Annotated in this window: 19 protein-coding genes; 15 read left to right on the forward strand and 4 right to left on the reverse strand. The window is 71.7% G+C overall.

Annotation, left to right across the window (positions count from 1 at the left end; all coding sequences use genetic code 11):
* The first annotated feature begins 67 nt into the window (after nucleotides 1–67).
* Nucleotides 68–841: a DUF4190 domain-containing protein gene (locus ACGF2Y_RS02205; protein WP_392942441.1), complete on the forward strand. Its 774-nt coding sequence runs from the start codon at nucleotides 68–70 to the stop codon at nucleotides 839–841.
* Between the two features lie 104 nt (nucleotides 842–945).
* On the opposite strand, the gene ACGF2Y_RS02210 is transcribed toward ACGF2Y_RS02205, so the two are convergent.
* Nucleotides 946–1,506: an NADAR family protein gene (locus tag ACGF2Y_RS02210; RefSeq protein ID WP_392942443.1), complete on the reverse strand. Its 561-nt coding sequence runs from the start codon at nucleotides 1,504–1,506 to the stop codon at nucleotides 946–948.
* Between the two features lie 207 nt (nucleotides 1,507–1,713).
* On the opposite strand from ACGF2Y_RS02210, the gene ACGF2Y_RS02215 reads away from it, so the two are divergent.
* From ACGF2Y_RS02215 to ACGF2Y_RS02250, 8 genes are all read left to right on the forward strand, one after another.
* A complete protein-coding gene (locus ACGF2Y_RS02215) occupies nucleotides 1,714–3,228 on the forward strand; it encodes a gamma-aminobutyraldehyde dehydrogenase (protein ID WP_392942445.1) in 1,515 nt (504 codons plus the stop codon).
* 64 nt (nucleotides 3,229–3,292) lie between these two features.
* Complete coding sequence (locus ACGF2Y_RS02220; protein WP_392942447.1) at nucleotides 3,293–4,540, forward strand: PotD/PotF family extracellular solute-binding protein; 1,248 nt, start codon at nucleotides 3,293–3,295, stop codon at nucleotides 4,538–4,540.
* A gap of 74 nt (nucleotides 4,541–4,614) precedes the next feature.
* Complete coding sequence (locus tag ACGF2Y_RS02225; RefSeq protein ID WP_392942449.1) at nucleotides 4,615–5,769, forward strand: ABC transporter ATP-binding protein; 1,155 nt, start codon at nucleotides 4,615–4,617, stop codon at nucleotides 5,767–5,769.
* The gene (locus tag ACGF2Y_RS02230) at nucleotides 5,766–6,698 is read left to right on the forward strand and encodes an ABC transporter permease (RefSeq protein WP_392942450.1); all 933 of its coding nucleotides are present in this window, start codon (nucleotides 5,766–5,768) and stop codon (nucleotides 6,696–6,698) included. Before ACGF2Y_RS02225 ends, ACGF2Y_RS02230 begins: the two co-directional genes overlap by 4 nt.
* On the forward strand, nucleotides 6,698–7,501 hold the full coding sequence (locus ACGF2Y_RS02235) for an ABC transporter permease (protein WP_392942452.1): 804 nt from the start codon (nucleotides 6,698–6,700) through the stop codon (nucleotides 7,499–7,501). Before ACGF2Y_RS02230 ends, ACGF2Y_RS02235 begins: the two co-directional genes overlap by 1 nt.
* Before the next feature lie 81 nt (nucleotides 7,502–7,582).
* The gene (locus ACGF2Y_RS02240) at nucleotides 7,583–8,998 is read left to right on the forward strand and encodes an NAD(P)/FAD-dependent oxidoreductase (protein ID WP_392942454.1); all 1,416 of its coding nucleotides are present in this window, start codon (nucleotides 7,583–7,585) and stop codon (nucleotides 8,996–8,998) included.
* A gap of 150 nt (nucleotides 8,999–9,148) precedes the next feature.
* On the forward strand, nucleotides 9,149–9,622 hold the full coding sequence (locus ACGF2Y_RS02245; RefSeq protein WP_392942456.1) for a hypothetical protein: 474 nt from the start codon (nucleotides 9,149–9,151) through the stop codon (nucleotides 9,620–9,622).
* Between the two features lie 90 nt (nucleotides 9,623–9,712).
* Complete coding sequence (locus ACGF2Y_RS02250) at nucleotides 9,713–11,533, forward strand: chitinase (protein ID WP_392942458.1); 1,821 nt, start codon at nucleotides 9,713–9,715, stop codon at nucleotides 11,531–11,533.
* Here the strand turns inward: ACGF2Y_RS02250 and ACGF2Y_RS02255 are convergent.
* Together ACGF2Y_RS02255 and gabT are read right to left on the reverse strand one after the other, a co-directional pair.
* A complete protein-coding gene (locus tag ACGF2Y_RS02255; RefSeq protein ID WP_392942459.1) occupies nucleotides 11,484–12,332 on the reverse strand; it encodes a phosphatase PAP2 family protein in 849 nt (282 codons plus the stop codon). The two genes, ACGF2Y_RS02250 and ACGF2Y_RS02255, sit on opposite strands and share 50 nt — an antisense overlap.
* 205 nt (nucleotides 12,333–12,537) lie before the next feature.
* The gene (gene gabT, locus ACGF2Y_RS02260) at nucleotides 12,538–13,878 is read right to left on the reverse strand and encodes a 4-aminobutyrate--2-oxoglutarate transaminase (RefSeq protein ID WP_392942461.1); all 1,341 of its coding nucleotides are present in this window, start codon (nucleotides 13,876–13,878) and stop codon (nucleotides 12,538–12,540) included.
* 365 nt (nucleotides 13,879–14,243) lie between these two features.
* Between gabT and ACGF2Y_RS02265 the strand changes: the two genes are divergently transcribed.
* From ACGF2Y_RS02265 to ACGF2Y_RS02275, 3 genes are all read left to right on the forward strand, one after another.
* The gene (locus tag ACGF2Y_RS02265) at nucleotides 14,244–16,757 is read left to right on the forward strand and encodes an ATP/GTP-binding protein (protein WP_392942463.1); all 2,514 of its coding nucleotides are present in this window, start codon (nucleotides 14,244–14,246) and stop codon (nucleotides 16,755–16,757) included.
* A gap of 216 nt (nucleotides 16,758–16,973) precedes the next feature.
* A complete protein-coding gene (locus ACGF2Y_RS02270) occupies nucleotides 16,974–18,548 on the forward strand; it encodes a PucR family transcriptional regulator (RefSeq protein ID WP_392942465.1) in 1,575 nt (524 codons plus the stop codon).
* A gap of 320 nt (nucleotides 18,549–18,868) precedes the next feature.
* On the forward strand, nucleotides 18,869–20,314 hold the full coding sequence (locus ACGF2Y_RS02275; protein WP_392942467.1) for an aldehyde dehydrogenase family protein: 1,446 nt from the start codon (nucleotides 18,869–18,871) through the stop codon (nucleotides 20,312–20,314).
* Between the two features lie 81 nt (nucleotides 20,315–20,395).
* Here the strand turns inward: ACGF2Y_RS02275 and ACGF2Y_RS02280 are convergent, their stop codons facing one another.
* Nucleotides 20,396–20,884, reverse strand: coding sequence for a hypothetical protein (locus ACGF2Y_RS02280; RefSeq protein ID WP_392942469.1), 489 nt, complete (start codon nucleotides 20,882–20,884; stop codon nucleotides 20,396–20,398).
* A 280-nt stretch (nucleotides 20,885–21,164) separates the two neighbouring features.
* On the opposite strand from ACGF2Y_RS02280, the gene ACGF2Y_RS02285 reads away from it, so the two are divergent.
* From ACGF2Y_RS02285 to ACGF2Y_RS02295, 3 genes are all read left to right on the forward strand, one after another.
* A complete protein-coding gene (locus ACGF2Y_RS02285; RefSeq protein WP_392942471.1) occupies nucleotides 21,165–23,120 on the forward strand; it encodes an acyl-CoA dehydrogenase family protein in 1,956 nt (651 codons plus the stop codon).
* 248 nt (nucleotides 23,121–23,368) lie between these two features.
* Nucleotides 23,369–24,622, forward strand: a complete 1,254-nt coding sequence (dxr, locus tag ACGF2Y_RS02290) for a 1-deoxy-D-xylulose-5-phosphate reductoisomerase (RefSeq protein WP_392942472.1) — start codon at nucleotides 23,369–23,371, stop codon at nucleotides 24,620–24,622.
* Nucleotides 24,619–25,929: a M50 family metallopeptidase gene (locus tag ACGF2Y_RS02295; protein WP_392942474.1), complete on the forward strand. Its 1,311-nt coding sequence runs from the start codon at nucleotides 24,619–24,621 to the stop codon at nucleotides 25,927–25,929. Before dxr ends, ACGF2Y_RS02295 begins: the two co-directional genes overlap by 4 nt.
* Nucleotides 25,930–26,005 lie beyond the last annotated feature (76 nt).

Consider the following 26,005-nt stretch of genomic DNA (forward strand, 5'->3'; position numbering starts at 1 on the left):
ATCGCAGCCGGGGTCCGGGGCCGTCGGGCCTGGCCGTAGCATGACGGGACCACGATGGGGGAGGCCCATGTCAGACAACACAGAGCAGCCCGGGGGCGGGGCCGCGCCACGCGATCCGTGGGCACCGCCGGACGGCCGGGTGGAGCTGGGCAAGCCCGCCGCGCACACGCCGCCGCCCGCCGCGCATACACCGCCGCCCGCCGCGCACACGCCGCCCGCGGTCCATGACCAGCCGACCGTGACGTCGATGCCGAGCGCCGGACCGGCCGCGGGGGACGGCACCGGGCCGATACCCCAGCCCGGAGGCTTCGGGCCCGCGCCCTCGGACGTACCGCCGCCGCCGATCGGGCCCAACGGCCCCGGCTACGCGACCCCGCCGCCGATCGGGCCCAACGGCCCCGGCCACGCGGCCCCGCCGCCCGCCGCGCACTACGGCTACCCGACCCCGCCCGCGCAGCCGTACGGCGGCTACCCGGGCTACGGCGCCTACGGCACGAGTCCGGCCGCCTGGGGCCCCGCGCCCAACAACGGCCTGGGCACGGCCGCGATGGTGATCGGCATCATCTCGGTGGTCGGCTTCTGTCTGTACGGCGTCAACATCATCCTCGGTATCCTCGCGCTGATCTTCGGCATCATCGGCCTCGGCCGGGCCAAGCGCGGCGAGGCCACCAACCGGGGCATGGCGCTCGCCGGGGTCATCCTCGGCTCCGTCGGCATCGTCGTCGGCGCGGTGATCCTGGGCCTGATCATCTGGGCCGCGGCCAGCTCCGACAGCGACAGCGACTACAACGACACCTACGACGACCCGTTCGCCACGTCGCTGGTCGTCGAGGACCGCTAGCAGCACCGGCGCGAACGCCGTACACCGCCGGCCGGGCAGGGACCGCTCCCCGCCCGGCCGGACGTCGGTTGCGGCCCCCGCCCCCGCCCCCGTACGGAAAAGCCTCAGCCCGCCGCGCCGGCCCGCAACCGCTGCCGTGCCTCCATCAGCGCGAAGCCCAGCAGATTCAGGCCCCGCCACTGCTGCGGCCGCTCCACCCGCTCGTCGTCCGCCGCGAGCCCGATGCCCCAGATCCGGTCCACCGGGGACGCCTCCACCAGCACCCGGTTCCCGGTGCCCAGGAGAAAGCCGCCCAACTCCGGGTCCTGCCCGAACTTGTGCACGCTGCCCGCCACGACCAGGGCGAACCGCTCCCGTATCCACACGTCCTCGTCGAAGCCGCGCACCAGGCGTCCGGCCTTCTTCGCCGCCGCCGGGCTCTTCGCCGACACCGCCGCCCGCTCCGCCTCCGGGTCCCCGAAGAGCCGCGCCTTGCCCGCCATCATCCAGTGCTCCGCGCTCGCGTAGGTCACCCCGTCCACCGTGAACGGCGACGGCCACCACTGGCTGAGGCAGTGAGGGCCTCCCTTGCGCCCGTCCGGGCGCGGGCGGTGTCCCCAGAACGGCAGATACTTCATCCGCCTGCCCCGCGCCACGTCCGCCAGAAGCTCATCGATCGGTCCCATGGCATGTGAGTGTGGCATCCGCCACTGACACTCCGTACGGGGATTTCCGCACCGGCACGACACATGGTCGACAGATTCCGTCGCGTAACCAAAAGGCAACAACGGAATCACTTGTTGGGCGTGCACCCCTCTGTCAGGATCGGCACTCAATTCACGAAGAAGCTACGCCGACCGCGCCCAGCGGGCACAGCGGCGGAGGAGAGCGTCATGAGCAACGGCTTCCAGGTACAGGACCGCTTCGCGGAAGGTGCGCAGTACATCGGCGGCAAGCTGCTCCCCGGCACTTCCGGCAACCACCACGAGGTGGTGAACCCCGCGACCGGCGAGAGCGTGCTCCGCTACGAGCTGGCGGGCACCGACGACGTGGACGCGGCCGTCGCCGCCGCCCGCGCCGCCTTCCCCGGCTGGTCCGGCGCCACCCCCGGCGAACGCTCCGATGCGATGCACCGCTTCGCCGCGGTCCTCGCCGAGCAGGCGGACGACTTCGCGTACGCCGAGTCCCTCCAGTGCGGCAAGCCGGTCAAGCTCTCCACCGAGTTCGACGTCCCCGGCACCATCGACAACGCCGCCTTCTTCGCCGGGGCCGCGCGCCACCTGGAGGGCAAGGCGGCCGCCGAGTACGACGGCGACCACACCTCGTACGTACGGCGTGAGGCCATCGGCGTCGTCGGCTCCGTCGCCCCCTGGAACTACCCCCTCCAGATGGCCGCCTGGAAGGTCCTCCCGGCCGTCGCCGCGGGCAACACCATCGTCCTCAAGCCCGCCGAACTCACCCCGCTGACCTCGCTGATGTTCGCGCAGGCGGCCACGGAGGCGGGCATCCCCGACGGGGTCATCAACATCGTCACCGGCGCGGGCAGGGACGCCGGCGAGCACCTCGTCGGCCACCCCGACGTCGTGATGACCTCCTTCACCGGCTCCACCGCCGTCGGCAAGCGGGTCGCGGAGATCGCCACCGCCACCGTCAAACGCCTCCACCTGGAACTCGGCGGCAAGGCCCCCTTCGTCGTCTTCGACGACGCCGACCTGGAGGCCGCCGTCCACGGCGCGGTCGCCGGATCCCTCATCAACACCGGCCAGGACTGCACCGCCGCCACCCGCGCCTATGTGCAGCGCCCGCTCTACGACGCGTTCGTCCGGGACGTCGCCGCGCTCATGGAGACCGTCCGGCTCGGCGACCCCTTCGACGCCTCGACCGACCTCGGCCCGCTGATCAGTCACGCCCAGCGCGACCGTGTCGCCGCGTTCGTCGAGCGGGCCCGCGGCTACGCCCGGGTCGTCACCGGCGGCGAGGCCCCCGGCGGCGACCTCGCCGACGGCGCGTACTACCGGCCGACCCTCGTCGCGGACGCCGCCCAGGACAGCGAGATCGTCCAGTCGGAGATCTTCGGCCCCGTCCTCGTGGTGCTGCCCTTCGACACCGACGACGAGGGCATCGCGCTCGCCAACGACACCCCGTACGGACTGGCCGCCTCCGCCTGGACCCGCGACCTGTACCGCGCGAACCGCGCCACCCGCGAGATCCAGGCGGGCTGTGTGTGGGTGAACGACCACATCCCGATCCTCTCCGAGATGCCGCACGGCGGATACAAGGCCAGCGGCTTCGGCAAGGACATGTCGGCGTACTCCTTCGAGGAGTACACGCAGGTCAAGCACGTCATGTACGACAACACCGCGGTCGCCCGCAAGGACTGGCACCGCACGATCTTCGGGGACCGATAGCAGCTGCCGCACGATCGGGGCCGAGAGGCCCCGGCGGCCTCCCACCCGAAAGGGCAGACAGCGCATGGAGAGTTACGAGCCCGAGCACCTCACCGCCGCCCGACTGGCGGCCATGAGGCGATCATTGAACAGCGGCAGGGGCGCCCTCACCCGCCGGTCGCTGCTGCGCGCCTCCGGCATGGGCGCGCTCGCCCTGGGCGGCATGGCCACCCTCGGCGCCTGCGGCATCCCGCCCGCCAAGCGCGCCGACGCCGGGGCGCCCGCCGACGACCACTCGGCGAAGGAGAAGGAACTCACCTTCTCCAACTGGACCGAGTACATGGACGTCAGCGAGGACGAGAAGAGCCGCCCCACCCTCCAGGCGTTCACGAAGCGCACCGGGATCAGGGTCAAGTACACCGAGGACATCAACGACAACGTCGAGTTCTTCGGGAAGATCAAACCGCAGCTCGCGGCCGGCCAGAACACCGGCCGTGACCTCATATGCGTCACCGACTGGCTCGCCGCCCGCATCATCCGGCTCGGCTGGGCACAGAAGCTCGACCCCGCGAACCTCCCGCACGCCTTCGCGAACGTGTCCGCCCAGTTCCGCACCCCCGACTGGGACCCGGGCCGCGCCTACTCCTACCCCTGGACCGGCATCCCGACCGTCATCGCGTACAACGTGAAGGCGACCGGCGGCCGCAAGGTCGACTCCGTCACCCAGCTCCTCGACGACCCGAAGCTCAAGGGCCGCGTCTCCTTCCTCTCCGAGATGCGCGACTCCGTCGGCATGACCCTGCTCGACCAGGGCAAGGACCCGGGGAAGTTCACCGACGCCGACTTCGACGGCGCGATCGGCCGCCTCCAGAAGGCCGTCGACAAGAAGCAGATCCGCCGCTTCACCGGCAACGACTACACCGCCGACCTCAGCAAGGGCGACATCGCCGCCTGCGTCGGCTGGGCCGGGGACGTCATCCAGCTCCAGGCCGACAACCCGGACATCAGGTTCGCCATCCCGGCCGCCGGATACATCACCTCCAGCGACAACCTCCTGGTCCCCGCCCAGGCCCGGCGCAAGACCAACGCCGAGAAGCTCATCGACTACTACTACGAACCGCCGGTCGCCGCCCAGCTCGCCGCGTACATCAACTACGTCTGCCCGGTCGACGGCGTACGCGACGAACTCGCCAGGATCGACCCGTCGATGGCCTCCAACACACTGATCCTCCCCGACGAGGAGATGGCGGCGAAGTCCCGCTCCTTCCGCTCCCTGAGCACGGCGGAAGAGACCGCGTACGAAGAGAAGTTCGCCCGACTCATCGGCGCCTGACCAGGCACTTTCCCCCGCCAGGTCACCCCCTCCCCTTCCCTGAACTCTCCCCGAACACACTGGGACTGCGACCCATGACACAGCAGCAGCAGACCGCGGGCGGCGATGTCCGCCTCGCCGGGATCAGCAAGACCTACGGCTCCTTCACCGCCGTGCAGCCGCTCGACCTGACCGTGCCCCAGGGCTCCTTCTTCGCCCTGCTCGGCGCGTCGGGCTGCGGCAAGACCACCACCCTGCGGATGATCGCGGGCCTGGAGGAGGCCACCACCGGCACGGTCTTCCTCGGGGAGAAGGACATCACCGACCTGCCCCCGTACAAGCGGCCGGTCAACACCGTCTTCCAGAGCTATGCGCTCTTCCCGCATCTGGACGTCGCCGAGAACGTCGCCTTCGGGCTCCGGCGGCGCGGCATCAAGTCGGTGAAGAAACAGGTCGAGGACATGCTGGAGCTGGTCCAGCTCGGCGACTTCGCCCGCCGCAGGCCGCACCAGCTCTCCGGCGGCCAGCAGCAGCGCGTCGCCGTCGCCCGCGCGCTCATCAACCACCCGCAGGTCCTGCTGCTCGACGAACCGCTCGGCGCCCTCGACCTCAAGCTCCGCCGCCAGATGCAGCTGGAGCTCAAGCGGATCCAGACCGAGGTCGGCATCACCTTCGTGCATGTCACCCACGACCAGGAGGAGGCCATGACCATGGCCGACACCGTCGCGGTGATGAACGGGGGCCGCGTCGAGCAACTCGGCGCCCCCGCCGACCTCTACGAGAACCCGCGCACCACGTTCGTCGCCAACTTCCTCGGCACCTCCAACCTCATCCAGGGCGAGGTCGTGTCCACGGGCGGCGATCCGGTGGTGGCCGCGGGCGGCGGCAAGCTCACGCTGCCCCGGGAACGATGCCCGGCCCCCACCACCAGCGGCGGCCGGCTGCTCCTCGGCATCCGGCCCGAGAAGATCTCCCTGGCCCACGCGGACGACGCGGACGACATCGCCGCGGGCCGCAACCGCGTCACCGGCCGCATCACCGACTCCAGCTTCATCGGCGTCTCCACCCAGTACGTCGTCGAGAGCCCGGCGGGCACGGCCCTCCAGGTCTACGAGCAGAACATCGAGAGGGACCCGCGCCTGGTCCCCGGCGCCGAGGTCGTCCTGCACTGGAACCCGGCCCACACCTTCGGACTCGACGCCGGCCAGGACATCGCCGCCGGCGTGGAGAGTGTGGAGGACGCGGCGTGAGCCTCACCGAGGCGCCGCCCGCGCCCCCCGCCGAACCCCGGGAAGCGGTGCTCCGCAAGCCCTCCACCCGCAAACGGCTCGTCCCGTACTGGCTGCTGCTCCCCGGCATCCTCTGGCTGGTCGTCTTCTTCGCCCTGCCCCTCGTCTACCAGGCCTCCACCTCCGTACAGACCGGCTCGCTGGAGCAGGGCTTCGAGGTCACCTGGCACTTCCAGACGTACGTGGACGCGCTGCGCGAGTACTACCCGCAGTTCATCCGGTCCCTGCTGTACGCGGGCACCGCCACGCTCCTGTGCCTGCTGCTGGGCTACCCGCTCGCCTACCTCATCGCCTTCAAGGCGGGCCGCTGGCGCAACCTGGTCCTGGTGCTGGTCATCGCCCCGTTCTTCACCAGCTTCCTCATCCGTACGCTGGCGTGGAAGACGATCCTCGCCGACGGCGGCGCGGTCGTGGACGTGCTCAACACCCTGCACGTCCTGGACGTCACCAGCTGGCTCGGCTGGACCGAGTCCAACCGGGTCCTGGCCACCCCGATGGCCGTCGTCTGCGGCCTCACGTACAACTTCCTGCCGTTCATGATCCTGCCGCTCTACACCTCGCTGGAGCGGATCGACGGCCGGCTGCACGAGGCGGCGGGCGACCTCTACGCCACCCCCGCCACCACCTTCCGCAAGGTGACCTTCCCGCTCTCCATGCCCGGTGTCGTCTCCGGCACCCTGCTGACCTTCATCCCGGCCAGCGGCGACTACGTCAACGCCGAACTCCTCGGCTCCACCGACACCAAGATGGTCGGCAGCGTCATCCAGAGCCAGTTCCTGCGGGTCCTGGACTATCCGACGGCCGCCGCGCTCTCGTTCATCCTCATGGCGATCGTCCTGCTGATGGTCACCTTCTACATCCGCCGCTCCGGGACGGAGGACCTGGTCTGATGCCCGTACTGCGCTGGATACGCCGGAACCTGATCGTCATCGCGGGTCTGCTGACCCTCGCGTACATGATCCTTCCGAACATCGTCGTGATGGTGTACTCGTTCAACAAGCCCAACGGGCGCTTCAACTACGCCTGGCAGCGGTTCTCGCTGGACGCCTGGAAGGACCCGTGCGGGGTCGCCGACCTGTGCGGCTCGCTCTCCCTCTCGCTCCAGATCGCCTTCTGGGCGACGCTCGGGGCGACCGCGCTCGGCACGATGGTCGCCTTCGCGCTGGTCCGCTACCGCTTCCGGGCACGCGGCGCGATCAGCTCGCTGATCTTCCTGCCGATGGCGATGCCCGAGGTCGTCATGGCCGCTTCCCTGCTCACCCTGTTCCTGAACATGGGCGCCCAGCTCGGCTTCTGGACCGTGCTGATCGCGCACATCATGTTCTGCCTCAGCTTCGTGGTGACCGCCGTCAAGGCGCGCGTCATGTCGATGGACCCGCGACTGGAGGAAGCCGCCCGCGACCTGTACGCGGGACCCGTGCAGACCTTCGTACGGGTGACCCTTCCGATCGCCGCACCGGGAATCGCGGCGGGTGCGCTGCTGGCCTTCGCGCTCTCGTTCGACGATTTCATCATCACGAATTTCAACGCGGGCTCCACCGTCACCTTCCCCATGTTCGTCTGGGGTTCGGCACAGCGCGGCACGCCCGTGCAGATCAACGTCATCGGAACCGCCATGTTCATCATCGCGGTACTGGTGGTTCTCGTCGGCCAGCTCATGGCCAACCGGCGCAAGAACAACGCTCGATCCTAGGGGGTGTCTTGCCGCTCAGGCCGGGCTCGCGGGGCCTGAGCGGCAAGACACCCCCTGAAATTCCTGAAGGAGTTGGAAACCATGGCCCCAGCTGCCATGCGTACTGCCGCACAATCGATCGCCGGCGCCAAGCCGCTCTCCTACTGGCTCGACGACCCGGCCAGACCCGATGCGCTCCCCGCCCTCACCGGTGACGAGCACACCGACCTCCTGGTGATCGGCGGCGGCTACAGCGGGCTGTGGACCGCGCTCATCGCCAAGGAGCGCGACCCGGACCGGGACGTCGTCCTCATCGAGGGGCACGAGGTGGGCTGGGCCGCCTCGGGCCGCAACGGCGGCTTCTGCGCCGCCTCCCTCACCCACGGTCTGGCCAACGGTGTGGAGCGCTGGCCGGGCGAGATCGCGAAGCTGGAGGAGCTGGGGGAGCGGAACCTCGACGCCATCGAGGCCGCCGTCGCCCGCTACGGCATCGACTGCGAGTTCGAGCGGACCGGCGAGATCGACGTCGCCACCGAGCCCCACCAGCTCGAAGAGCTGCGGGAATGGCACGAGGAGATCCAGCGGCTCGGCATCACCGGGGTGGACTTCCTGGACCGTGACGCCCTGCGCGCCGAGGTCGACTCGCCCACCTTCCTCGGCGGGCTCTGGGACCGGCGCGGCGTCGCGATGCTGCACCCGGCCAAGCTCGCCTGGGGCCTGAAGCGGGCCTGCCTGGAGCTCGGCGTACGGATCCACGAGCACACCCGCGGCCTGGACCTGGTCCGCTCCGGCACCGGGATGGCGGTCCGCACCCCCTACGGCCGGGTCTTCGCCCGCCGCGTCGCGCTCGGCACCAACATCTTCCCGTCGCTCGTCAAGCGGGTCCGGCCGTACACCGTGCCGGTCTACGACTACGCCCTGATGACCGAGCCGCTCACCCCCGAGCAGCTCGCGTCCATCGGCTGGAAGGGGCGCCAGGGGCTCGGCGACAGCGCCAACCAGTTCCATTACTTCCGGCTTTCCGCGGACAACCGGATCCTGTGGGGAGGGTACGACGCGATCTATCCGTACGGGGGCCGGCTCAGCGCCGATCTCGATCAGCGTCCGGAGACCTTCCTGAAGCTCGCGGAACAGTTCTTCACCTGCTTTCCGCAGCTTTCCGGGCTGAATTTCTCGCATGCCTGGGGCGGTGCGATCGACACCTGTTCCCGTTTCACGGCCTTTTTCGGCACGGCCCATCAGGGGCGGGTCGCCTATGCCGCCGGATTCACCGGACTCGGCGTCGGCTCCACCCGTTTCGGCGCCGATGTGATGCTCGATCTGCTCTCCGGCGAGGAGACGACACGGACCCGGCTGGAGATGGTCCGCTCGAAGCCGCTGCCCTTCCCGCCGGAGCCCTTCGCCTGGGCCGGGATCGAGATCACCAAGCGGTCCCTGGCCCGCGCCGACAGCAACGGCGGGCACCGCAATCTGTGGCTCAGGGCCATGGACAAGCTGGGTCTCGGCTTCGACAGCTGACCCCCTGCCCACGGCGAATCAGGCGCGGTGACCCACGTCACGGCCAACTGGTGGCCCCAACCCGCGTCATAGTCGCGGCCGAACCCTCTCTCGCACATGTAACGCACCGGCGGGACCCTGCCGGTGCTCACGTCGACGGGGAGGCTGGACATGACTGGCACGGAAACGAAAGCCGCGGTCGAGTGGCTCACATCGGTGGCATCGGACCCGGCCGCCTGCCGGTGGGAATGGGAGCGCAATCCCCAGGGGATCGCGCTCCTTCCGGCCGGCAGGCTCTGGGACCTCCTGATCCTGCCGGGCGAGCTGGGAGGTCCGACGCTCGACGTCCTCAGCCGCCTGACCGACCGGCCGGGCCCCGTTCTCGCCGATGCCGGCGAGTCCCGCACGGGCTTCTTCGTGCCGCCGGGCACCGTCTCCCGCTGGATCGGCACCGGGATCAGGGGCTGCGGCCAGGGCAGCTGGATCGTCGTCCCGTACCCGGGGCGGGCCGCCGGGGGAGTGCGCTGGCTGGTCCCGCCGGACGGCTCGGGGACCCTCACCGACGCCGGAGTCCTCGAACGCGCGATGCACGAGGCGGCGGGAGCCGCCGCCCGGGACGCCCGCCGGGAGCGACCGAAGGGCTGAGCCGGCCGCCAGAGGTCTTGACAACCTGATTGGTCTGGACCATGTTGTGCGCACGCCACACCCCCATTTCCCCCCTGCGCGGAGGCTGTTGTGGAACGCACCGGACCGATCGTCAGATTTTCCGGACTTCTGGCCGTCTGCTCGGCCACCCTGCTCGCCGCCGGCGCCCTGGTCGCCCCGGCTCCGGCGGTAGCCGCCGACGCGGACCTGGTGCGCAACGGCGGCTTCGAGGCGGGCCTGGACGGCTGGAGCTGCGCGAACTCCAGCGGGGCCGCCGTCTCCGAGCCCAAGCGCAGCGGCGCCTTCGCGCTCAAGGCGACCCCGGCCGGCAGCGACCACGCCAAGTGCTCCCAGAGCGTCACCGTCAAGCCCGACTCCTCGTACACACTGAGCGCCTGGGTGCGGGGCAGTTACGTCTACCTCGGCGCGTCCGGCACCGGCACCACCGACGTCTCCACCTGGACCCAGTCCCCCGAAGCGTGGAAGCAGCTCACCACCACCTTCACCACCGGCCCCTCCACCACCTCCGTGAGCGTCTACACCCACGGCTGGTACGGCACCCCGGACCACTACGTCGACGACCTCTCCCTCATCGGCCCCGGCGGCGAGCCCGTCGTGATCCCGGCCGTCCCCGCCGGCCTGAGAACCACCGCGGTCACCTCCTCCTCCGTCGCGCTCTCCTGGAACGCCGTCTCCGACGCGAGCGGCTACAACGTCTACCGCGACGGTACGAAGGTGGCCACGGCCACCGGGCCGTCCGCCACCGCGACGGGCCTGACCGCCTCCACCACGTACAGCTTCCAGGTCACCGCCACCAACGCGGCCGGGGAGTCCGCGAAGTCGGCCGCCGTCACCGCGACCACCACGGAGGGCGGCGGAGGCGGCGACACCGAGCTTCCGGCCCGCGCGCTCGTCGGCTATCTGCACTCCAGCTTCGCCAACGGCTCCGGCTACACCCGGATGGCGGACGTGCCCGACTCCTGGGACGTCATCAACCTCGCCTTCGGCGAGCCCACCTCCGTCACCTCGGGCGACATCCGCTTCGCGCTCTGCCCGGTCGCCGAATGTCCGAACGTGGAATCCGAGGCGGAGTTCAAGACCGCGATCAAGGCCAAGCAGGCGGCGGGCAAGAAGGTGCTGATCTCGATCGGCGGCCAGAACGGGCAGGTGCGGCTCGATACCACCGCGGCCCGGGACGCCTTCGTCACCTCGGTCTCGAAGATCGTCGACACCTACGGTCTCGACGGCCTCGACATCGACTTCGAGGGCCACTCGCTCTCCCTGGACACCGGTGACACCGACTTCCGCAGCCCCACCACACCGGTGATCGTCAACCTGATCTCCGCGGTGAAGACCCTCAAGGCGAAGTACGGCCCGGACTTCGTCCTCACGATGGCGCCCGAGACCTTCTTCGTGCAGCTCGGCTACCAGTTCTACGGCTCCGGCCCCTGGGGCGGCCAGGACCCGCGCGCCGGCTCCTATCTGCCGGTCATCCACGCCCTGCGCGACGACCTGACCCTGCTGCACGTCCAGGACTACAACTCCGGCCCGATCATGGGCCTGGACAACCAGTACCACTCGATGGGCGGCGCCGACTTCCACATCGCGATGACCGACATGCTGCTCGCGGGCTTCCCGGTGGCGGGCGACACCAGCCGGGTCTTCCCGGGCCTGCGCCCCGACCAGGTGGCCATCGGCCTGCCGGCCTCCCCCCAGGCGGGCAACGGCCACACCTCACCGGCCGAGGTCAACAAGGCGCTCGACTGCCTGATCGAGAAGACCGGCTGCGGCTCCTACCGGACCCACGGGACCTGGTCCGACCTGCGCGGCCTGATGACCTGGTCCATCAACTGGGACCGCTTCAACAACGGGGAGTTCTCGAAGAACTTCGACGCCTACTTCGGCAGCTGACCCACCACAGGGGCGCCAGCACCAACGGCCCCAGGCACCAACCGGCCAGCACGTCCAGCGGCCAGTGGTAGCCGTGCAGCACCAGACCGATGCCCGTCGCCGTGGTCAGCAGGATCGCGGCGACGGGCGTCATCCACGCCCGGGGCCAGGACGCCTCCCGCAGCCATGACGGGCGCGGAAGGGCCAGCAGCACCAGGGCCGAGGCCCCGTACGCCACGGCGGCCGTCGTCGTATGACCGGACGGGTAGTAGTTGACCGCCTCGGTCAGCGGGCCCTGCCGGGCGGTCGCCACCTTCAGCGGGATCACCAGTGCGGGCACCGCCGCCATGGTGAGGGCCGCGTACCCGGCGAGCCGCCGGGCGCCGCGCCACAGGGCGTACGCGATCACGCAGGTCAGCACCGGAAGCGCCACCGGCATGCCGCCGAGGTCGGAGAGGACTTGCGTCAGCGCGCCCGGCCCGTGCCCGAACATCCGCTCCCCGACGCGCTCGTCCAGCCGCAGGAGCGGACCGTCGACGGCGACCTGCCAGGTGATCAGCGCGAAGAGGACGGCGAGCAGACCGAGGACGCCGGAAACGAGAGGGGCCGGCCACCCGGGAACAGGGGGGGTTGTTCCGGGGTGGCCGGCGAGATCGGTTCGCCGCGCGCCCCGGGGGGTGTGGGGCGGGCGGCCGTCCGATCGGTGAGGAGTCCCGGAGCCCGAGGCTCCGGCATGCGCGAACGCATGCCCCGGACGGTGCTGGGGAAGCCCCGGCCCGGAGTCGGCCGCGGTTTCCCGAGGCCGAGGTGTTTCTCTCATCCGCAGAAACCGTACGGCAGCGAAGGGGCGGCCGACAGCAGCCATCGCCTCCCGCCATCGCCCCCGCACACGTTCTTCACAGGCCCTCACCCGGATGCCGGACGGAAGCGGCGAAAGACCGCTCCGTCCGCATCCGGGTTCGACGAGAACGTCAACGAGAACGTCAACGGAATCTTCGGCGGACCTTCGAAGGATCCTCGACGGGTCAGAGCCGGCCGAAAGCCTGCTCGATCAGGTCCAGACCCTCGTTCAGCAGGTCCTCGCCGATCACCAGCGGCGGCAGGAACCGCAGGACGTTGCCGTACGTGCCACAGGTCAGGACGAGCAGCCCCTCCGCGTGGCAGGACTTCGCGAGCGCGCCCGCCGCCTCCGGGTTCGGTTCCTTCGTGCCGGACTTCACCAGCTCGATCGCGATCATCGCGCCGCGGCCGCGGATGTCGCCGATGATGTCGCCGTTGGGGAGCTTGGCCCGCATCTCGGCGAGGCGGCCCTTCATGACCTCCTCGATCCGCTTGGCCTTCCCGTTCAGGTCCAGCTCGCGCATCGTCTCGATGGCCCCGAGCGCACCGGCGCAGGCCACCGGGTTCCCGCCGTACGTACCGCCCAGACCGCCCGCGTGCGCGGCGTCCATGATCTCGGCGCGGCCGGTCACGGCGGACAGCGGCAGACCGCCCGCGATGCCCTTGGCGGTGGTGATCAGGTCCGGGACGATCCCCTCGTCCTCGCAGGCGAACCACTGGCCGGTACGGCAGAAGCCGGACTGGATCTCGTCCGCGACGAACACGATGCCGTTGTCCTTCGCGAACTGCGCGATCGCCGGGAGGAAGCCCTTGGCGGGCTCGATGAAGCCGCCCTCGCCGAGCACCGGCTCGATGATGATCGCCGCGACGTTGTCCGCGCCGATCTGCTTGGTGATCTCGTCGATGGCCTGCGCGGACGCTTCGGCACCGGCGTTCTCGGCACCGGTCGGCCAGCGGTAGCCGTAGGCGACCGGGACCCGGTAGACCTCGGGCGCGAACGGGCCGAAGCCCTGCTTGTACGGCATGTTCTTCGCCGTCAGCGCCATCGTGAGGTTGGTCCGGCCGTGGTAGCCGTGGTCGAAGACGACGACGGCGGTGCGCTTGGTGTGGGCGCGGGCGATCTTCACCGCGTTCTCGACGGCCTCGGCGCCCGAGTTGAACAGCGCGGACTTCTTCGCGTGGTCGCCCGGCGTCAGCTCGGCGAGCTGCTCGCAGACCTCGACGTACCCCTCGTACGGCGTGACCATGAAACAGGTGTGGGTGAAGTCCGCGAGCTGCGCGGAGGCCCGCCGCACGACGGCCTCGGCGGACGCGCCCACCGAGGTCACGGCGATCCCGGACCCGAAGTCGATCAGCCGGTTGCCGTCCACGTCCTCGATGATCCCGCCGCCCGCACGGGCGGTGAAAACCGGCAGGGTGGAGCCCACACCTGCGGCGACGGCGGCGAGACGGCGAGCCTGCAGCTCGGCCGACTTCGGGCCGGGGATGGCAGTGACGACGCGGCGCTCCTGCGGGATTGCGGTCATGAGGGGCTCCTGGGGGGGTGTTTCGGACGCTCTTCTTTCTGCAGGCTAGGGGTGGAGGAGGAGCGCGGGCATGCTCCGATCGGGAGTGGTGGGGGTGTGTCCTTGTCCTTGGCGGACAGATGGCCGGCGCCGCCTCGCGCGTCGGCGCTGCCCGCGCCCACCTGCCCGGCATGTCGGTGGGGCCCGCGTGCAGGTGCCCGGTACGTCCGTGGGACCTGTGTGCAGGTGCCCGGTACGTCGGTGGGGCCCGCGTCCACGTGGCTCCCGGACGGTCACTATCCGGGCGCGTTGCTGAACTCCCCGTGTGCGCGCACTAGATTGACCGGGGCAGCGGACGGACCGGCAGGTCAAGGGGGCAGTGGTTCATGGACGACGACGGCACGCGGGGCGTACGGGGATCGAGCGCGGACAGGGTCCCCGGACCGGCCCTCCCGCCACCGCCCACGACCCCGCCGCGGGTACCCCCGCCCGCCACCGGCCCCGGCCCGGCGGCCCCGCACCCGGCCCCGCCCGCCGAATACGGCCAGGCCCGGCCCGCCGGGGGAGCGGCGCCCCGGCCCGTCGAGCACCACCGGGCCCGGCCCGTCGAGCCCGGACCGGCGCGGCCCGCTTCGTCCCCGCCGGTCGAGCAGCCGCCCCCGGGGGCCCCGGTCGACGCCTGGCTGCGCACACCCCGGCCGCCCCAGGAGCCAGGCGTCTGGCGGTTCGGATACACCCCGCCACCGCCCGAGGCGTCCGAGCGCGTGTCCGACCGGTCGCTGCTGGTCGGCGCGGTGATCTCGCTGCTCTCCGCGCTCCTGCTGTGGTCCCTGTGGCGCAACGGCTACCTCCCCTACCGCCTCGTCCCGCTGAAACTCTTCACCCCGGGCGAGTGGTGGAACCCGGGAACGTCCGGCGGCCCCCGCACCATCGAGGGCAGCGACGCCCTCACGGTGTACGAGGCGATGCTGTTCGGGCTGCTGGCCTACGGCTGCGGCCGGATCGGCAACTTCTCCGAGCTCTTCCGCCGCCATGTCGCGGACCGGGGGCAGCCCTTCCTCGCCCTCGCCGCAGCCGCCGCGGCGGGCCTGACCCAGCTGCTCGTCTGGAAGGAGGCGCTTCCGGTCGTCCGCCCGGTCCTGGTCCTGGTCGCCTCCGTCGCGGGCGGCGAGATCTACCAGAGCCAGACCGTCGTCAACGTGATCTACGCGCTGATCGCCGCCGCCGTCCTCTGGCCGTTCGCCCGGCTCGGCCGCTGGCGCGAACTGCTCGCCGCCCGCCGGGGGAGCGGCACCCCGGCGCCGGACGGCGACGCGGCCCCCGCCACCACGACCTCCGCCGACCAGTGGCCCGAACTGCGCGCCGCGGGCTGGACCGATGCCGCGGACACCCTCACCGCCGAGGTCCGCACCGGCCGGATGAACGACGTGGACGTGGCCCGGCTGCGGCACGCGTGGACGCTCGCCACCCGGCGGCCCGACCGGCTCGCCCCCCTCGCGGAGGCCGTGCTGCGGACCGGGGGCGCCGCCGCCCTGCACCCCTCCGGCCACCGCGACCTGCCCCGGCGCACCGCCCGCCACGACGTGCTCACCGGCCAGGTCAGGATCGGCCGGTGCGCGACCGACCCGCACAACCCCTACGTCCGCCGGGGCACGGGCCTCGCCCTGGACCCCGCGCTCCTCGGCACCTCCCTGCTCGCGGTCGGCCCGCCCGGCGCGGGGAAGTCCGCCCGGCTGGTCCGGCCGGTCGTCGAGGCGCTCGCGCTGCGCGCACTGGCCGGACAGGCCGCGGTCCTCGCCGTCGGCGGGGCCGGTGCGCCGCTCGGTCCGGACGAGGCCTTCGACGTCGTCGTCCGCGTCGGTCACCCCGGCTCCGCCCACGACATCGACCTGTACGGCGGCACCACCGACCCCGACGAGGCGGCAGCCGTCCTCGCCGAAGGGCTCGTCGGCGATGTCGGCAGCCTCGACAGCCGCCGCGCCGCCACCGTCCTGGCCCAGCTGCTCGGCCCGTACCACGCCGCCCACGGGCACTTCCCCTCCGTACCGGAACTGCGCGAGCTCCTCGACGGCACACCGGCCGCACTCGCCGGGCTCCGCGCCCGTCTCGAAGCCGCCGGCCACCACGCGATGCTCCGCGAGCTGGACGCGCGGTCCCGGCAGGCGGGCGGACCGGGAGACCCCGCGCCGGCCCTCGCCGACCGGGTCGCCCTGCTGGACCGGCCGGCGTTCGCCGGGTTCTTCGCCACCGGCCCGGACGCCCGCCCGTTCTCGCTGCGCGCGCTCGGCCAGCACCCGCTGCGGGTCCGCGTCGACCTCCCGGAGCGCGGCCACGCGGAGGCGTCCCGGCTGCTCACCCGGCTGCTCCTCGCCCAGTTCACCGCGATCACCGCCGCCCGCACCGACACCACCCTCTTCGCCTGCCTCGTCCTGGACGACGCCACCCACGCCGTGACCGCCGAGACCGTCCGCGGTATCCGCCGGCTGCGCTCGGTCAACGCCGGGGCGGTGCTCGCCCTGCGTACCGTCGACGACGTCCCCGAAGCCCTGCACACCCCGCTGCTCGGCGCGGTCGGCTGCACGGCGGCCTTCTCCGGCATCACCACCTGGGACGGCAAACGCTTCGCCGAGGCCTGGGGCAAGGAATGGGTCGAGACCCGCGAGGTCGCCCAGCACACCGTCTTCGCCGACCAGCCGTTCACCCGGGCCCTGCACGCCCTGCGCAAACTCGTCACCGGCAAGGCCGTGACCACGGACGCGGTGACCGTACGGCAGGTCGAGCGGGAGCGCTGGTCGGCCTCGGAGCTGGCGTACGCGGTTCCGGCGGGCCATGCGGTCATCCGGTTGGCCACGGTCGGGGGAGAACACGCACCCCCCCTCCTCGTCCACCTGGACGGCTGAGACGCCTGGACGGCTGAGACACCCAACGGCCGAGACGCCTACCGGTAAGTAGGGCGAGGGGCGGCTGAGAGCGGTTACCGGCACCCTGCCGCCCTGGCAGAATCGGAGGAAGCCGTTCATACGGGACGGCGAAATCGGTGCCATCGGTCCGGCCGGCGATCCGGCCGCCCGTACGGCGCCGCGACCTCGTCCCCGACCTTGAGGGTTCCCGCGCCCATGCCCCCCACGCTCGCCTCGCTCGTCCAGCACTCGGCGCTCAAGCTCACCGTGCGGGCGGGCGCGGACCGGCTCGACACGCGCGTGCGCTGGGCCCACGCCAGCGAGCTCGCCGACCCCGTCCCGTACATGGACGGCGGCGAACTCCTCCTGGTGACCGCCACCAACCTCGACGCCGAGAACGCCGAGGCCATGCGGCGGTACGTGCGACGGCTGGCCGGAGCCGGGGTCGCCGGGGTGGGGTTCGGCGTCGGGGTGAACTACGAGGACATCCCGGCCGCCCTCGTGGACGCCGCCGAGGAGGCCGGGCTGCCGCTTCTCGAAGTGCCTCGCCGCACCCCGTTCCTCGCCATCAGCAAGGCTGTCTCCGCCGCCATCGCCGCCGACCAGTACCGCGCGGTCACCGCCGGCTTCGAGGCCCAGCGCGAGCTGACCCGGGCCGCGCTCGCCGGGGACGGGCCCGTCGATCTCCTCGCCCGGCTCGCCGCCCACATCGACGGCTGGGCCGCGCTGTACGACACCTCCGGCGCGGTGCTCGCCGCCGCCCCCGACTGGGCCGCCCGCCGTGCCGCCCGCCTCACCCCCGACGTCGAACGCCTCCGGGACCGCCCCGCCCCCGCCAGCGTCGTCGTCGGCGACAGCGAGGACCGGGTCGAGCTCCAGTCGCTGGGCACCGGCCGCCGGGCCCGCGGCGCGCTGGCCGTCGGCACCGGAGCCGCGCTGGGCACCGCCGAGCGGTACGCCGTGCACTCCGCCGTCGCCCTGCTCACCCTGACCACCGCCCGCTCCCGCTCCCTCCAGGGCGCCGAACAGCGCCTGGGCGCCGCCGTCCTGCGCATGCTGCTCGCCGGGCAGTCCGACCACGCGCGGGCCGTCGCCGGAGACCTCTACGGCGGACTGCTCGACGCCCCGTTCCGGCTGCTCATCGCCGAAGCCTCCGCGCCCGCCGGGCCCGAACTGCTCACCGAGACGATGGAGGCCGCCGCCGCCCGTACCGGCGAGATGCTGCTCCTGGTCCCCGAGGGCGAACGCGTCGTCGTGCTCGCCGCGGACGGCGGAGCCGCCGTCGCCGCCTGCGCCTCCTACGCCGAGGCCCAGGACGACCGTGCCCCGCGCGAGGGCGGCACCGAGGACAGCGACGTCGTGGTGGGGCTCTCCGCGCCCTCCGGCCCGATCGCCGTCTCCGCCGCGTACAAGCAGGCCGAACAGGCCCTGGCCGTCGCCCGCCGCCGGGGCAGGGCGCTGGTCGAGCACGAGGAACTGGCCGCCGGCTCGGTGCTGCCGCTGCTCGCCGACGACGCGGTACGGGCCTTCGCCGACGGCATGCTCCGCCCGCTGTACGAGCACGACGCCAAGGGCCGCGGCGACCTCGTGGCCTCCCTGCGCGCCTGGCTCTCCCGGCACGGCCAGTGGGACGCGGCCGCCGCCGACCTGGGCGTGCACCGGCACACCCTGCGCTACCGGATGCGCCGGGTGGAGGAGATCCTGGGCCGCTCGCTGGACGACCCGGACGTCCGCATGGAGCTGTGGCTCGCCCTCAAGACGACCGAGGCGGCGACGCCCGCCCAGGACTGAGCCACCAGGGGGAACCCACCGTGCCCCGTGCCGTCCACGTACGGGCCCAGCCCCGCCCTGGTCGCACGGGCGCAGCGGACCGGCAACGCCCGACCGCTCGTCAACACCGTGCACAGCTCCTTCATCACCTTCGGTGTGGTCCTCGGGCTCCGTGCTGGGCGGCCCGGACCTCTCCTCCGCCAATTCGGAGCACCCGGCACCCGCTCCGCTCCACGCCGGACAAACGCCCTGAGCACCTCCCCGCCCTACCGTGGGACCACAGAGGGGAGCCTTCTGGCGCCCACCACCCCCGTCACGACCTCCGAAGGGCCGGAACCTCCATGACTTCGCCCCACGCCTTCTGGGTAGCCGGCCGCCAGGCCACCGGTGCCGACAGCTTCGACGTCACCAACCCGTACGACGGACGCGTCGTCGGCACCGTGAGCGTGCCGACCGACGCCCAGGTCGAGGAGGCCGTCGCCGCCGCGCACGCCGTCCGTGACGAGTTCGCCGCCACCCCGGCGCACGTACGGGCGGCCGCGCTCGACCACGTCGTACGGCGGCTGACGGAGCGCACCGAGGAGATCGCCCAGCTGATCTCGGCGGAGAACGGCAAGCCGATCAAGTGGGCCCGCGGCGAGGTCGGCCGGGCCGTGTCCGTGTTCCGGTTCGCCGCCGAGGAGGCCCGCCGCTTCAACGGCGGCGAGGCCCAGCGGCTCGACACCGACCTCGGCGGCACCGGCCGCCTCGGGCTGACCCGGCGCTTCCCGCGCGGGGCCGTCCTCGGCATCGCGCCCTTCAACTTCCCGCTGAACCTCAGCGCCCACAAGGTCGCCCCGGCCATCGCCGTCGGCGCCCCGATCATCCTCAAGCCCGCCCCCGCCACCCCCATCTCCTCCCTCATCCTGGGCGAGCTGCTGGCCGAGACCGACCTCCCGGCCGGCTCCTGGTCCGTCCTGACGGTCCCGAACGACAAGATGCCCGCCCTGGTCCAGGACGAGCGGCTGCCGGTCATCTCCTTCACCGGCTCGGGCCCGGTCGGCTACGCGATCATGGAGTCGGTGCCCCGCAAGCACTGCACCCTGGAGCTCGGCGGCAACGGCGCCGCGGTCGTCCTCGGCGACTACGCCTCGGAGGCGGACCTCGACTGGGCGGCCACCCGGATCGCCACCTTCTCCAACTACCAGGGCGGCCAGTCCTGCATCTCGGTGCAGCGCGTCATCGCCGACGCCTCGGTCTACGACCGGCTCGTCCCGAAGATCGTCGCCGCCGTCGAGGCACTGGTCACCGGTGACCCGGCCGACGCCGCCACCGACGTCGGCCCGCTCGTCAGCGAGGACGCGGCGAAGCGCGTCGAGTCCTGGGTCGACGAGGCCGTCCAGGGCGGCGCCGAGCTGCTCACCGGCGGCAAGCGCGACGGCGCCACCTACGCCCCGACCGTCCTCGCCGGTCTCCCGGACGACGTGAAGCTCTCCTGCGAAGAGGTCTTCGGCCCGGTCATGTCGCTCCAGAAGGTCGACGGCGAGGCCGAGGCGTTCGCCGCCGTCAACTCCTCCAAGTACGGGCTCCAGGCGGGCGTCTTCACCCACGACCTCCAGACCGCCTTCCGCGCCCACCGGGCCCTGGAGGTCGGCGGCGTGATCATCGGCGACGTCCCCTCGTACCGCGCCGACCAGATGCCGTACGGCGGTGCCAAGCAGTCCGGCGTCGGCCGCGAGGGCGTGCGCTACGCCATGGACGACTACACCTACGAGCGCGTCCTGGTCCTCACCGGCCTCGCCCTGTAACACCCCGGACGACCCCGCCCGCGCCCCCGCCCGGACAGCGAGCGCGGGCGGGGGCGTCGGCCGCACTCCGCACGGACCTGGTCAGGACTTGCGGATGGTCATGGTGTTGTCGTTGGAGGGGTATCCGTACTTGTACTGCTGGCAGTCGACGGACTTGGACCGGCTGTACACGGTCCACCCGGTCGGCACCTCGAACAGGCCGCAGATGGTCTTGGTGGTGCCCTTCGGGAGACCGGCGAGATTCACCAGCCCGACCCGGTTGTGGTAATCGCTGGTGGCGCGGCTCCGATTGCAGTCGGAGATCGACCAGTACCGGGTGATGTGGAACCCGGACGGCACCGGGCTGTAGGTGCACGCCGACACCGTTCCGCCGGCGGCCACGCCGCTGGTGTCCGTGATCCGCTTCGTGTTGTACATGCCGCCGCCGGTCGCGCCGCACCGGGAACTGTCCCAGTACTTCACCTCGATCCACCCCACGGGCGTACTCGTCCAGCCGCACACGTCCTTCGGTGTCGCGGCGCCGGCCGTGCCCGAGGCCATCAGTCCGCCCAACAGTGATGCGGCCAGCACAACTCCCGCACGTCTGTACCAGTTCATCCCCATACCCCCAGGTATCGAACGGCGTGCCCTTCGTGGATACGCAGGAGTCTGACACTTCTGACATGCACCTGGCCAGGAATGCTGCTCATCGGCACGCCCCGTAGTCCCCGGCCGAGGGAAACCGGCGTCCCGTCTCGTGCGCGGGGGCTGGTGCGGGTGCCGATCAGCGGGTACACGGGTTACATACGGACCAGAGCAGCCCAGCAGCAGCCCAGTAGCAGCAGCGACGAGCGGCGAGGTGAGGTCCCTCATGTCCGCACCACACAACACCCCCCAGGTCCCCCAGGCCCCCAAGGTCACCGAACGCGAAGCGCGACGGGTCGCCGAGGCCGCCCGGGAGCAGGACTGGCGCAAGCCCAGCTTCGCCAAGGAGCTGTTCCTGGGGCGCTTCCGGCTCGACCTGATCCACCCGCATCCCCTGCCGCCGCCCGACGACGTGCGGCGTGGCGAGGAGTTCCTGGCGCGGCTGCGGGCGTTCTGCGAGACGCACATCGACTGCGCGCGGATCGAGCGCGAGGCGAGGATCCCGGACGAGGTGATCGCCGGACTCAAGGAACTCGGCGCCCTCGGGATGAAGATCGAGACCAAGTACGGCGGGCTCGGCCTCACCCAGGTGTACTACAACAAGGCCCTCGCCCTGGTCGGCTCAGCCAGCCCCGCGATCGGCGCGCTGCTCTCCGCGCATCAGTCGATCGGCGTACCGCAGCCCCTGAAGATCTTCGGCACCCAGGAGCAGAGGGACGTCTTCCTGCCCCGGCTGGCCACCACCGACATCTCCGCCTTCCTGCTGACCGAGCCGGACGTCGGCTCCGACCCGGCCCGCCTCGCCACCTCCGCGGTGCCCGACGGGCCGGACTACGTCCTCGACGGCGTGAAACTGTGGACCACCAACGGTGTCGTCGCCGACCTCCTGGTCGTCATGGCCCGGGTCCCCGCCTCCGAGGGCCATCCCGGCGGCATCACCGCGTTCGTCGTCGAGGCCGACGCCCCCGGCGTCACCGTGGAGCACCGCAACGCCTTCATGGGCCTGCGCGGCATCGAGAACGGCGTCACCCGCTTCCACCGGGTCCGGGTCCCGGGAGCCTGCCGCATCGGGCCCGAGGGCTCCGGGCTGAAGATCGCCCTGACCACCCTCAACACCGGCCGCCTCTCGTTGCCCGCGATGTGCGTGGGCGTGGGCAAGTGGTCCCTGAAGATCGCCCGCGAATGGTCCGCCGCCCGGGAGCAGTGGGGCCGGCCCGTCGCCAAGCACGAGGCGGTCGGCACGAAGATCTCGTTCATCGCGGCCACCACCTTCGCCCTGGAGGCCATCCTCGACCTCTCCTCGCAGATGGCCGACGAGGACCGCAGCGACATCCGTATCGAGGCCGCCCTCGCCAAGCTGTACGGCTCCGAGATGGGCTGGCTGATCGCCGACGAACTGGTCCAGATCCGCGGCGGCCGCGGCTTCGAGACCGCCGAGTCGCTGGCCGCCCGGGGCGAACGCGCCGTGCCCGCCGAGCAGATGCTCCGGGACATGCGGATCAACCGGATCTTCGAGGGCTCCACCGAGATCATGCACCTGCTGATCGCCCGTGAGGCCGTCGACGCCCACCTGAAGGTCGCGGGCGACATCATCGATCCCGGAAAGCCGCTCTCCGCCAAGGCGCGGGCGGGCGCGAACGCCGCCGCGTTCTACGCCCGCTGGCTGCCCCAGCTGGTCACCGGCGCCGGACAACTTCCGCGTACGTACGCCGAGTTCAACCCCACCGGCCACCGCGACCTCTCCGGCCATCTCCGGTACGTCGAGCGGTCGTCCCGCAAGCTCGCCCGGTCCACGTTCTACGCCATGTCCCGCTGGCAGGGCCGGATGGAGACCAAGCAGGGCTTCCTCGGCCGGATCGTCGACATCGGCGCGGAACTCTTCGCGATGAGCGCCGCCTGCGTCCGCGCCGAGCACCTGCGCGGGACGGGTGAGCACGGCCGCGAGGCCTACCAGCTCGCCGACGCCTTCTGCCGCCAGTCCCGTATCCGGGTCGAGGAGCTGTTCACCCGCCTGTGGTCCAACACCGACGATCTCGACCGGCGCGTCGTCGACGGCGTCCTGTCGGGGATGTACACCTGGCTGGAGGAGGGCGTCATCGACCCCAGCGGCGAAGGCCCCTGGATCGCGGACGCCACACCGGGACCCTCCGTCCAGGAGAACCAGCACCGCCCGGTGCGCTGAGGAGCCGGAAACAGCCGGCAACCGGGGCGCGTCCACCACGGCACCGAGGCGGACGGCGCTCCGCGCAGCGGGGAGGCCGGGGCCCGCCCCGCCATGAGTCGGGGCTCCGCGCCGCAGGCGAATCCGGCCCCGCCCCGCCGTGAATCCGGCCCCGCCCCGCCGTGAATCCGGCCCCGCCCCACCGTGAATCCAGGGCCCACCGGGACGCGCTGTCCCCACGCACAGCCGGAGCGGCAACAATGGGGGCCATGAGCGACAGCCCCGCCCCCCTCGCCGATCCGCATCTCGTCTTCGACGCAGCGGACGGCCGCCGGGATCTCGTGATCCTCGGCTCCACCGGGTCCATCGGCACCCAGGCCATCGACCTGGTCCTGCGCAACCCCGACCGCTTCCGGGTCACGGCGCTCTCGGCCGCCGGCGGCCGGGTCGCCCTGCTGGCCGAGCAGGCCCGCCGACTGCGTGTGCACACGGTGGCCGTCGCCGCCGAGGACGCGGTCCCCGCCCTGCGCGAGGCGCTGCGGGAACAGTACGGGGCCGGCGAGCCGCTCCCCGAGCTCCTGGCCGGACCCGACGCGGCCGCCACCCTCGCCGCGAGCGCCTGCCACACCGTGCTCAACGGCATCACCGGATCCATCGGGCTCACCCCGACCCTCGCCGCGCTGAGGGCGGGCCGCACGCTCGCCCTCGCCAACAAGGAGTCGCTGATCGTCGGCGGCCCGCTGGTGAAGGCGCTCGCCGCCCCCGGCCAGATCATCCCGGTCGACTCCGAGCACGCCGCGCTCTTCCAGGCGCTGGCCGCGGGCACCCGCGCCGACGTCCGCAAGCTCGTCGTCACCGCCTCCGGCGGACCCTTCCGGGGCCGTACCCGCGCGGATCTGGCCGACGTCACCCGGGAACAGGCGCTCACCCACCCGACCTGGGCGATGGGCCCGGTCATCACCATCAACTCCGCGACCCTGGTCAACAAGGGCCTGGAGGTCATCGAGGCGCACCTGCTCTACGACCTTCCGTTCGACCGGATCGAAGTCGTGGTCCACCCGCAGTCCTACGTGCACTCCATGGTCGAGTTCAGCGACGGCTCCACACTCGCCCAGGCCACCCCGCCGGACATGGGCGGCCCCATCGCCATCGGCCTCGGCTGGCCCGAGCGCGTCCCGGACGCCGCCCCCGCCTTCGACTGGACCAAGGCCTCCACCTGGGAGTTCTTCCCGCTCGACACCGACGCCTTCCCGTCGGTCGGGCTCGCCCGGCACGTCGGCGGCCTCGGCGGCACCGCACCGGCCGTGTTCAACGCGGCGAACGAGGAATGCGTCGACGCGTTCCTCGCCGGACAGCTGCCCTTCAACGGAATCATGGATACGGTCACGGCTGTGGTGTCCGAACACGGCACCCCCGCCCCGGGAACCTCGCTCAGCGTCGCGGACGTCCTCGAAGCGGAAACGTGGGCCCGCGCACGGGCCCGGGAACTCTCGGCGAAAGCGACAGCGGAGGCGCGCGCATGAGTCTGACCTCGATCCTGCTCACGGTCCTGGGGATCGCCGTCTTCGTCGTGGGCCTGCTCTTCTCCATCGCCTGGCACGAGTTGGGCCACCTCTCCACGGCCAAGATGTTCGGCATCCGGGTGCCGCAGTACATGGTCGGCTTCGGCCCGACGCTCTGGTCGAGGAAGAAGGGCGACACGGAGTACGGCATCAAGGCCATCCCGGCCGGCGGCTACATCCGGATGATCGGGATGTTCCCGCCCGGACCCGACGGCCGGCTCGAAGCCCGCTCCACCTCACCGTGGCGCGGCATGATCGAGGACGCCCGCTCCGCCGCCTTCGAGGAGCTGGAGCCGGGCGACGAGAAGCGGCTCTTCTACACGCGCAAGCCGTGGAAGCGCGTCATCGTGATGTTCGCCGGGCCCTTCATGAACCTGGTCCTCGCGGTCGCCATCTTCATGGGCGTCGCGATGACCTTCGGCTTCCAGACCCAGACCACCGAGGTCGCCGGCGTCCAGCAGTGCGTGATCTCGCAGAGCGACAAGCGCGAGACCTGCAAGGACAGCGACCCGGTCTCGCCCGCCAAGGCCGCCGGCCTCCAGGAGGGCGACAGGATCGTCGCCTTCGACGGCAGAGAGGTCGACGACTGGGCGACGCTCTCCGAGCGCATCCGCGAGACCATCGGCCCCGCCACCCTCGTCGTCGAACGCGACGGCAAGGAAGTGACCCTCGACGCCGTCCTGCGCGAGAACGCCGTCGCGAAGAAGGACGGCAACGGCGACATCGTCCCGAACGAGTTCATCAAGGCGGGCTACCTGGGCTTCGCCGCGCAGACCGAGATCGTGCCGCTCTCCTTCGGCGACTCCTTCGTCCGCATGGGCGACATGATCGAGAACGGCGTCGACTCGATCATCGCCCTGCCGTCCAAGATCCCGGCCCTCTGGGACGCCGCCTTCAGCGACGGCGAACGCGCCGACGACTCGCCGGTCGGCGTGGTCGGCGCGGCCCGGATCGGCGGCGAGGTGATGAACCTCGACATCCCGGCGCAGAACCAGGTCGCGATGATGCTGTTCCTGCTCGCGGGCTTCAACCTCTCGCTGTTCCTGTTCAACATGCTGCCGCTGCTCCCCCTGGACGGCGGGCACATCGCGGGCGCGCTCTGGGAATCCCTGCGGCGCAATCTGGCCAAGGTCTTCCGGCGCCCGGACCCGGGGCCGTTCGACGTGGCCCGGCTGATGCCGGTCGCCTATGTGGTCGCCGGGCTCTTCATCTGCTTCACGCTGCTGGTCCTGGTGGCCGACATCGTCAACCCCGTCAAGATCTCCTGACCGTCCCTTCTGCCACTTCCGTCACTCAGGTAGCGGCCGGGCACACGCGTTGTGTCCGGCCGCTCACCAACGGGTG

This window comes from Streptomyces sp. NPDC048142 (assembly GCF_043202835.1).
Classification (GTDB): Bacteria; Actinomycetota; Actinomycetes; order Streptomycetales; family Streptomycetaceae; genus Streptomyces.

Bases quoted from the DNA above. Each gene is read 5' to 3' on its own strand.
- ACGF2Y_RS02265 (WP_392942463.1), top strand. From the start codon at position 14,244: ATGGACGACGACGGCACGCGGGGCGTACGGGGATCGAGCGCGGACAGG.
- ACGF2Y_RS02225 (WP_392942449.1), top strand. From the start codon at position 4,615: ATGACACAGCAGCAGCAGACCGCGGGCGGCGATGTCCGCCTCGCCGGG.
- gabT (WP_392942461.1), bottom strand. From the start codon at position 13,878: ATGACCGCAATCCCGCAGGAGCGCCGCGTCGTCACTGCCATCCCCGGC.
- ACGF2Y_RS02220 (WP_392942447.1), top strand. From the start codon at position 3,293: ATGGAGAGTTACGAGCCCGAGCACCTCACCGCCGCCCGACTGGCGGCC.
- ACGF2Y_RS02210 (WP_392942443.1), bottom strand. From the start codon at position 1,506: ATGGGACCGATCGATGAGCTTCTGGCGGACGTGGCGCGGGGCAGGCGG.
- ACGF2Y_RS02235 (WP_392942452.1), top strand. From the start codon at position 6,698: ATGCCCGTACTGCGCTGGATACGCCGGAACCTGATCGTCATCGCGGGT.
- dxr (WP_392942472.1), top strand. From the start codon at position 23,369: ATGAGCGACAGCCCCGCCCCCCTCGCCGATCCGCATCTCGTCTTCGAC.
- ACGF2Y_RS02240 (WP_392942454.1), top strand. From the start codon at position 7,583: ATGGCCCCAGCTGCCATGCGTACTGCCGCACAATCGATCGCCGGCGCC.
- ACGF2Y_RS02285 (WP_392942471.1), top strand. From the start codon at position 21,165: ATGTCCGCACCACACAACACCCCCCAGGTCCCCCAGGCCCCCAAGGTC.
- ACGF2Y_RS02205 (WP_392942441.1), top strand. From the start codon at position 68: ATGTCAGACAACACAGAGCAGCCCGGGGGCGGGGCCGCGCCACGCGAT.
- ACGF2Y_RS02295 (WP_392942474.1), top strand. From the start codon at position 24,619: ATGAGTCTGACCTCGATCCTGCTCACGGTCCTGGGGATCGCCGTCTTC.
- ACGF2Y_RS02215 (WP_392942445.1), top strand. From the start codon at position 1,714: ATGAGCAACGGCTTCCAGGTACAGGACCGCTTCGCGGAAGGTGCGCAG.
- ACGF2Y_RS02275 (WP_392942467.1), top strand. From the start codon at position 18,869: ATGACTTCGCCCCACGCCTTCTGGGTAGCCGGCCGCCAGGCCACCGGT.
- ACGF2Y_RS02270 (WP_392942465.1), top strand. From the start codon at position 16,974: ATGCCCCCCACGCTCGCCTCGCTCGTCCAGCACTCGGCGCTCAAGCTC.
- ACGF2Y_RS02245 (WP_392942456.1), top strand. From the start codon at position 9,149: ATGACTGGCACGGAAACGAAAGCCGCGGTCGAGTGGCTCACATCGGTG.
- ACGF2Y_RS02255 (WP_392942459.1), bottom strand. From the start codon at position 12,332: ATGAGAGAAACACCTCGGCCTCGGGAAACCGCGGCCGACTCCGGGCCG.